8 protein-coding genes and 1 riboswitch are annotated in these 6,890 nt (G+C 44.8%); of the genes, 6 read left to right on the top strand and 2 right to left on the bottom strand.

Annotated features, from left to right (window positions below; all coding sequences use genetic code 11):
* Positions 1-146 precede the first annotated feature (146 nt).
* Positions 147-875 (bottom strand): urea amidolyase associated protein UAAP1, encoded by a 729-nt coding sequence (locus C7B77_RS20345; RefSeq protein ID WP_106309051.1) that lies wholly within the window; start codon positions 873-875, stop codon positions 147-149.
* Positions 876-963: 88 nt separating this feature from the next.
* A riboswitch (guanidine-I (ykkC/yxkD leader) is annotated at positions 964-1,083 on the bottom strand.
* A gap of 317 nt (positions 1,084-1,400) precedes the next feature.
* On the opposite strand from C7B77_RS20345, the gene C7B77_RS20340 reads away from it, so the two are divergent.
* The 3 genes from C7B77_RS20340 (at position 1,401) to C7B77_RS20330 (ending at position 4,227) form a co-directional block, all read left to right on the top strand.
* Entirely contained in the window at positions 1,401-2,474 is a 1,074-nt protein-coding gene (locus C7B77_RS20340) for an ABC transporter substrate-binding protein (RefSeq protein WP_106309048.1), read from the top strand.
* Entirely contained in the window at positions 2,452-3,309 is an 858-nt protein-coding gene (locus tag C7B77_RS20335) for an ABC transporter permease (RefSeq protein ID WP_106309046.1), read from the top strand. The genes C7B77_RS20340 and C7B77_RS20335 overlap by 23 nt, the downstream gene beginning before the upstream one ends.
* A 138-nt stretch (positions 3,310-3,447) precedes the next feature.
* Positions 3,448-4,227: an ABC transporter ATP-binding protein gene (locus tag C7B77_RS20330; protein WP_106309044.1), complete on the top strand. Its 780-nt coding sequence runs from the start codon at positions 3,448-3,450 to the stop codon at positions 4,225-4,227.
* A gap of 130 nt (positions 4,228-4,357) precedes the next feature.
* Here the strand turns inward: C7B77_RS20330 and C7B77_RS20325 are convergent, their stop codons facing one another.
* Complete coding sequence (locus C7B77_RS20325; protein ID WP_106309054.1) at positions 4,358-4,759, bottom strand: allophanate hydrolase-related protein; 402 nt, start codon at positions 4,757-4,759, stop codon at positions 4,358-4,360.
* 389 nt (positions 4,760-5,148) lie between these two features.
* Between C7B77_RS20325 and ndhC the strand changes: the two genes are divergently transcribed.
* The 3 genes from ndhC to C7B77_RS20310 are packed head-to-tail and all read left to right on the top strand — an operon-like array spanning position 5,149 to position 6,765.
* Positions 5,149-5,511 (top strand): photosynthetic/respiratory NAD(P)H-quinone oxidoreductase subunit C, encoded by a 363-nt coding sequence (gene ndhC / locus C7B77_RS20320; protein ID WP_015157893.1) that lies wholly within the window; start codon positions 5,149-5,151, stop codon positions 5,509-5,511.
* A complete protein-coding gene (locus C7B77_RS20315; RefSeq protein WP_106309041.1) occupies positions 5,502-6,233 on the top strand; it encodes an NADH dehydrogenase subunit K in 732 nt (243 codons plus the stop codon). The genes ndhC and C7B77_RS20315 overlap by 10 nt, the downstream gene beginning before the upstream one ends.
* Positions 6,226-6,765 (top strand): NAD(P)H-quinone oxidoreductase subunit J, encoded by a 540-nt coding sequence (locus tag C7B77_RS20310; protein ID WP_106309038.1) that lies wholly within the window; start codon positions 6,226-6,228, stop codon positions 6,763-6,765. Before C7B77_RS20315 ends, C7B77_RS20310 begins: the two co-directional genes overlap by 8 nt.
* Positions 6,766-6,890 lie beyond the last annotated feature (125 nt).

Here is a 6,890-nt window from a genome sequence, read left to right as displayed (position 1 = left end):
CAGCAACTAACTCAAATAACTTGTGTATGCACGGTAGCCTTATAAAGGGGGGCTTATCTATCTCTCTCCCCTTTATAAGGGGAGGGCTGGGGTGGGGTAACACAGACTACGCAGCAACTCAAATAACTTGTATCAACAAAAATCGACTAATCCTGTGCGAATAGCGCGTCGGTATTGATAAATCCGCGCACGACTTCAGGATTAGCCGTCCGACAAACATCGTCAGCAGTAGGTAGTGGCGATTTCCAGATGGTTAATTGAATTGGCTGAGGTTTGTATTCCGTACTAGGATGTAGAACATGAGGACAATTTGACACGATCGCGAGGACATTCATTTCTGCTCGCAAATCGATATAACTACCCGCTTTTTCGCAAGTAAGATCGTATTGCAAATCTCCATCAGGCGAGACGGCTACGCGACTAAACAGATTGATATTTGGCATCAAATCTTTGCGAGTTAAACCCCGTTTGCCCAAGGCTTTGAGAAAATTATTGCGCGAGTTATTGAAGTCGCCATCGCCGTATTTAGCTGTATTACTTGCCGCATTACTACAGCCGCAAATTAAGTCGTGACAGCCCGATGTATCGCTGGTAATCGAGCATAAAATTCTGCCCATATCCGAATACAGTACCATGCCCTGTTTGAGGAAGGCGTTGAACTGGATTTTGGCAGTATCGGCCACATTCAGCCGTTCGATCGGGCTGTTGGCATTGTAGCAAACTAGGGATACGCCATGAGATCCAGCCAAGTCGGTAATCCGCAGCGTATTTCCACGCTTGATAATGCCATGCCAGTAGTCGCCTCCAGGCAACTTTTCATCGAGGAGCAAGAGGCTGGGGTCTATTTCTGGATGTGGAGCAAGAGTAGTATTCATGACAAGTTCTGTAGATCGATCGTGTAATTGGGTCACAGGTGGGGAAGATACCAATAGCCGAGGAGTTCCACAGCTTGAGCTGAAGTGGTTCTCCCGGGCTTTTATCCCGCCGTGTGACCGAATTAGTAGTGTGGCTTCACACCCAATCGGCTGCTTCTCTCGGACCAGTCATCGATGAAGATCGATCGGAACCCTAGAAGCGATCCTGACTTGTATTTAAGATAAATCTGAGATCGTAATGAATGAATCATAGCAGATTAAATCTCAAAAGTGGATCTGTCGATCGACAATTCGTTCGATTTTTGAATAACAGTATCTTGCAATACCTCTGACAAAATTAAAAAATAATCGACATAATAATCGATCGTATTGTGTCTTTTGATACAAAATATTGAAGAGTAATGTTGGTAATTTTGTTTTCAAAGCTACCAAAATAATCGCGCATCGAAGACTCAGCAAATTGGCTGAGTAAAGTTTGGGCAGCTTAATTTTTGAGATTGCAACTATAAACTAGTGAAGATTTTTATGCAACGCCGATCGCTATTATCGACTTGTTTGTTATTTACAGCAGCTTTGTTTCTGACGATTAGTTGTAGCAATCCCGGTGCAAATCAGAAGCTTACAGGGGAGTCCGCAACTTCACCAAATTCTACAGCTTCTAGTCCGCAAGTTTCGGAGTCTAAAGTAGATGTTAGATTGGGCTTTAGTGCTTGGCCGGGTTGGTTCCCTTGGCAAGTTACTCAAGACCAGAAAATATTTGCGGCCAATAACGTTTCAACAGAACTCAAGTGGTTTGATGGCTATCTAGATTCTATTTCTGCTTTAAATGCAGGCCAACTAGATGCAAATAGTCAAACCCTAGGAGATACGATCGCTTCGATTTCTGGAGGTGCAGATTTAGTAGTTGTATTAACGAATGATAATTCAACGGGCAATGATAAAGTTATTGTAAATAAAGATATTAAATCGGTTGCCGATCTCAAGGGTAAAAAAGTTGCTGCCGAGGAAGGAACTGTAGATCATTTTTTGTTACTACAGGGTTTGAAGAAAGCTGGCATGACAGCCAAAGATATTAAGTTCGTACCTTTGGAAACTGGCAAAGCTGCTGCGGCTTTTGTTGCCGGACAAGTAGATGCAGTTGCTGTATTTGCACCTTTTACAACTCAAGCTCTCAAATTACCAGGCAGTAGGGAACTATTCAGTTCTAAAGATTTCCCTGGTTCTATTTCCGATCATTTGGTTTTTAATCGCAAATTTGTTAACGAAAATCCCGAAAAAGTTCAAGCAATGGTCGATAGTTGGTTTGCGACGTTAGACTATATTAAAGCTAACCCAGATATTGCTAATAAAATCATGGTCAAGCGTGCGGGAGTTAGCGAGAGTGAGTATAAAGAATACGCCCAAGGAACCAAGATTTTCACCGTGGCTGAAAACCTCAAAGCTTTTCAGCCTGGGAATGATATGAGTTCTTTGCCATATGCGGCGACACAAATGAGTGCATTTTTGAGTGAAGTAGGGCTAGCGAAAACAAAACCAGATCTAACTAAAATATTTGATGACAGATTTGTCAAAGCATATGCAGCTAAAGTCAAGAAATAATCGCGATCGAGATTCATTAAATGCAGAAAATCGATCGTCTTTACGGCCATCGGTATTCTGGAGATTGGTAGAAGATATTCCGCAGCCATTAAATTGGGTTTTGATTGGTATTTCGATCGGCTTACCATTAATCTTGTGGTGGGGTGTAACAACTTTTGGATCGATCGATGCTAAGTTTCTACCCTCACCTGCGGCGGTCGCGATCGCTTTTCAAAGATTGTGGAGTACTGGCGAGTTACAACAAGATACGATTGCCAGTTTGTGGCGGGTAGGTGTAGGCTTTTTCTTGTCAGCTTTATTCGCAATTCCGATCGGGATTGTGATGGGCAGTTTTCGCAGTATTCGGGCGTTATTAGAACCATTATTTGGTTTGATGCGTTACATGCCTGCACCAGCCTTTATTCCGCTTTTAATTCTCTATCAAGGTATCGACGAAGCTCCCAAAGTTATGCTGATTTTTATCGGCACATTCTTCTTCAATGCCTTGATGGTGATGGATACAGTTAAATTTGTATCTAAAGATTTAATCGAAGCAACTTATATCTTAGGTGGAAATCGCTTGCAGACACTATTGATGGTGATCTTTCCCCATGTGATTCCTGGTATTTTAGATGCTTGTCGGATTAATTTAGCTGCTGCATGGCAATTAGTCATCGTCGCCGAACTCATCGCTGCTACAGAAGGATTGGGTCGCCGCATTAGTGTGGCTGGGAGATTTCTAAGAACAGATGAAATTTTTGTCGGTATTATCGTCATCGGCACGATCGGACTAGCTTTAGACCTATTATTTCAATATTTAATTAGAGTTTTCTGCAAATGGTCGGAGCGTAATTAATGGCTGTAACCATCGAGGTTGAACTCAAAGATCTGTCATTAGGCAGTGGCTAGGTCGAAAATGTTTAATGTTATAATTCATCAATGTTTACCTGCTTCGCGATCGACTAAATCAAAATCACTAACAGCATAAAATTAGATGTTTGTACAAATCGATAATATATCCAAACAGTTTCAGACTCAAAGTGGAAATCTAACCGTACTTAAAAACATCAATATCAACATCGATCGGGGTGAATTTGTCTGTATAGTAGGAGCTTCTGGTTCGGGAAAATCTACGCTTTTGCGGCAAATTGCCGGACTCGATACGCCTAGCAGTGGCGAGATTCGGATTGCAGGGGTTCCCGTCAAAGGGCCGAGTCCCGATCGGGGTATGGTGTTTCAGAACTATACATTGTATCCCTGGTTGAGCGTCCAAGAAAATACCGAGTTTGGTCTCAAACTGCAAGGAGTATCCAAACGAGAGCGACGAGAACGCGCTAGTTATTATCTCAATGTCGTTGGTTTGAGTGACTTTGCCAGATGTTTGCCCAATGAGTTATCTGGCGGGATGAAACAACGCGTTGCGATCGCGCGCGCACTGGTGTGCGAACCTCAAATTTTATTAATGGACGAACCGTTTGGAGCCTTAGATATTCATACCAAAGAGTCGATGCACGAATTTATTATCGATCTCTGGCAACGCACCAAAATTACGATTCTTTCAATTACTCACGATGTAGAAGAAGCAGTATTTCTCTCTAATCGGATCTTCGTACTGAGTTCTCGTCCTGGTACAGTTAAAAAAGAGATGACGATTAATTTAGCCGAGCGCGGTGCTAACATCAAACGGCACACTATTTTTCAAGATTATCGCGATGAATTGATGGTACTGCTCCGTCAATATGGAGCGGAGGGCTTAGTCGCAGCCAAAGTTTAGAGCGCGGATCGTGATTGTGTTGCATTACTTTCAACCAATTTGATGTAATAGCGTTGCCGATCTGAGGTAAATTCTGCTATTTTTGGATCTCTTTCCCACGCTCCCCGCTCCCCGCTCCCCGCTCCCATCTCTAGCTTTTCCGATCTAAATCCAGCAACGCCATGTAATTCCGCCAACCACCAAATTGGGTGATTTCCCGTTGCCCCTCACATAAAAACGGTTCGCCCAGAACGCCCAAAACTTCACTATTATCTGCTAATTTAATTTTGCCAATGCACAATCCAGCGGGTTCTTGGTGCAAGATTTGGGCTAACCCAGCTAGTGGTAACGACCAGATTTCGATCGCGATTGCCGCTCCGCCCTGACTTACTCTGATCATTGCAGGATGACGATCGTCGATCGACCACAAGCGGTAAATTGGAGCGGTTGTAGTTTCATAACCGAACTCTGCACCTACCTGTTGTAAATTACCATTTAACTCCAAACCACGCATCAAAGTTCCATTAACAGCCAGCTCGCAAGTATTTAACATAGATTCGATTTTATCTCCAAGACAACCCATTTAAGATCTTTTACGTGGCAGCGATCGTCGATAGACACCGCTTCGCATCACCAAGGGCTGGTATCGAATGTTTATTCTTACCCATTACCCATTACCCATTACCCCTTACCCCTTACCCCTTACCTAATAAGTGCGAGAAAGCCGTCAATATTTAACCAGTGCTAGTAGAGAGATCCTATCCCCTAATACCTATATGTGGATAAAATAGTAATTAGGTTGAGTCTAGAGCACCAACGCAGCTAAATAATTATTCTTGCCAGCCGGATTGCGATCGCACGTAATGGGTTGCCAGATGTGAGTTATGGACTGCGCGTTCGGTGCTGAATCGATCGTTATCCCTTCATGACTATATATAATCTGTGTTTGTCCTTAACGGTTATGAATATCTACTCGGCTTCTTATTGACATGTAGCTTGGTGCCGATTTTAGCATTATCAGCATCTAAACTCCTCCGCCCCAGTGGTGGTGGCCCCGAACGTCGGACGACCTACGAATCAGGGATGGAGCCGATCGGTGGTGCCTGGATTCAGTTTAATATTCGGTACTATATGTTTGCCCTAGTCTTTGTTGTCTTTGACGTAGAGACTGTATTTTTATACCCGTGGGCGGTAGCGTTTAGTCAGTTAGGCTTACTCGCTTTTATAGAAGCTCTCGTTTTCATCGCAATTCTTGTAATTGCGCTCGTCTATGCTTGGCGCAAAGGAGCCTTAGAATGGTCATGAACCCTGTAAATAAAATCGATCCATCCGAGCGGATTGCGAGTCCCATCGAGCGTCCGCAAGTAACGACCGATTTGTCAGAAAATGTGATTCTGACAACGGTAGACGATCTCTACAACTGGTCGCGGTTATCTAGCCTGTGGCCGCTGTTATTTGGGACGGCGTGCTGTTTTATCGAAATGGCGGCAATGATCGGTTCTAGATTTGATTTCGATCGATTCGGACTGCTCCCGCGTGCGAGTACCCGTCAGGCCGATTTATTGATTACCGCTGGTACGATCACCATGAAAATGGCTCCAGCACTAGTGCGTCTCTACGAACAAATGCCCGAACCCAAGTATGTAATTGCCATGGGCGCATGTACGATCACGGGTGGGATGTTTAGTGTAGACTCGCCGACAGCCGTGCGTGGTGTCGATAAACTAATTCCAGTCGATATCTATCTCCCCGGCTGTCCGCCACGTCCAGAAGCGGTAATGGATGCCATCATCAAGCTCCGCAAAAAAATCGCCAACGAATCGATGCAAGAGCGGAGTAAATTAAATCAAACTCACCGCTATTACAGTACGACCCACAACATGAAAGTCGTACCGTCGATTTTGACTGGAGCATATCTCCAAACTGGTACCCACGACAATCCCCCGGCGGAAATCGCCGCTGCTATGGGAATGCCCGTCACTCCAGCACTAGCTACCGCTCAAAAACAGGAGGTCGAACGTGGCTGAGGAAGAAACCAAACCAACCGCTGAAGTTGCCCCTCCAGCGGCTCCACTCGCCCCTACAGGCAAAGTCTCTCAATGGCTGACCCAAAATGGTTTTGTAGACCATACAGCCCTAGCTGTGGATGCTCAGGGTGTGGAAATCATCAGCGTCGAACCGCAATTTTTGCTGCCGATTGCTACGGCTCTGTACGCCTACGGATTTAACTATCTCCAGTGTCAAGGTGGGTACGATTCAGGGCCTGGTGACGATTTGGTGAGTTTTTATCACCTCATCAAACTCAGCGACAATGCCATCAAACCAGAAGAAGTCAGAATCAAAGTATTCTTATCTCGCGAAAATCCAGTCGTGCCTTCGGTGTACTGGATCTGGCGGACTGTAGATTGGCAAGAACGCGAAACTTTTGATATGTATGGGATCGTCTATGAGGGTCATCCCAATCTCAAGCGGTTATTAATGCCCGAAGATTGGGTCGGTTATCCACTCCGCAAGGATTATGTTTCGCCTGATTTTTACGAGCTGCAAGACGCTCATTAAATTAATTGAGAATTGCGGATGCGCGCTCGTCAGGTTCCCCGACGGTTAAGCGACCCAAATCACGCGGAGGTTGTCTTGTCTTGTCGCACTCTCACGGTCGGGAAACCCGACCGAGGTGCGCCGCT

The organism is Chamaesiphon polymorphus CCALA 037 (assembly GCF_003003845.1).
GTDB classification, from domain to species: Bacteria; Cyanobacteriota; Cyanobacteriia; order Cyanobacteriales; family Chamaesiphonaceae; genus Chamaesiphon; species Chamaesiphon polymorphus.
Note: the sequence above shows the minus strand (reverse complement) of the source record. Positions and strands in the feature narration are given on the sequence as shown.